2 protein-coding genes are annotated in these 981 nt (G+C 47.0%); both read right to left on the bottom strand.

Annotated elements, in window-relative coordinates:
• A partial coding sequence (locus R7Z50_RS25090; RefSeq protein ID WP_318149436.1) for a methylglyoxal synthase occupies positions 1-270 on the bottom strand: 270 nt, incomplete at its 3' end.
• A 63-nt stretch (positions 271-333) separates the two neighbouring features.
• Positions 334-981, bottom strand: a 648-nt coding sequence (gene torT / locus R7Z50_RS25085) for a TMAO reductase system periplasmic protein TorT (RefSeq protein ID WP_318149435.1), incomplete at its 5' end; no start/stop codon positions are given.

Below are 981 nucleotides of genomic sequence, written 5' to 3'. Positions count from 1 at the left end.
CCAGAAGAAGACCAACACATCGATTTTACCTTCCGAAATCAATGCTCCGAGTTGTTGGTCGCCACCCATCGGGCCGCTGATCATACTCTTAATTGCTAAGCCAGTTTCTTTGCTCAGCATGTGGCCAGTTGTGCCTGTAGCGTACAAGAAATGGCGTTGCAGCTTTTCTTTATTCTCTTTTACCCAGCGAAGTAGCTCAGGTTTGCAATTGTCGTGGGCAACCAATGCCACGTGTTTATGCGCAGGCATGGTACGAGTCGTTTTTTGCATCAAGTTATTCCGATTTTATGATTATGAACTGGTTATCTATCAATAAAACACTTTTTTAGCGCATCAATCAACAGCCTTTATGCTGAATGTCGGCCTATATTCTGACGGAGATAACGATTCTTCAATTGTGTCATCGTGAAGCGTCTTTGGCGTCAGTGGTTTGATGATTGGCGATGCCTGTTTTTCATACGGTTGATGGCGTAAATAGTGAGCCGCTTGCATGACAGACAGGCGACCTTGTTGCACCATTTTGTCTGTCGGAGCAAAAAGCACTTTATTGCGCAGAAGACCACGATACACACCGTGACTCAAATACACCGATACCAAACCAATATCATGGGCTTTATCTGCGCTGCGCAATTCACTGATGGCTGCTTCTATAGCGACCGCACTGCCGACGATGTAGTCAATGTTACCCATATCAATCACGCGCTGCACAAGGTTACGCTGTAACTCTTTGTCGTTGTCTGCCCAAAAGGAGTCAACGATGTGGATGTCGCTGTTTTTGATAGCTTCATAAAACCCCGTTGTGACAGGCTTAGTGCCACCACGAGTGCGCGGGCCAAGCAGTAGGGCAATATTGGTTTTACCTGAGCCTTTTGGATGGCGCTCGGCTAGGTACTTACCGGCCTCGTAACCCATCCAATACCAATCGACACCGACTTCGCCTTTGAGCAGTGTGCTCTGTTCTTCATCAAGATCGAGTTGGTT

The organism is Vibrio sp. 1249-1 (assembly GCF_033340495.1).
Note: the sequence above shows the minus strand (reverse complement) of the source record. Positions and strands in the feature narration are given on the sequence as shown.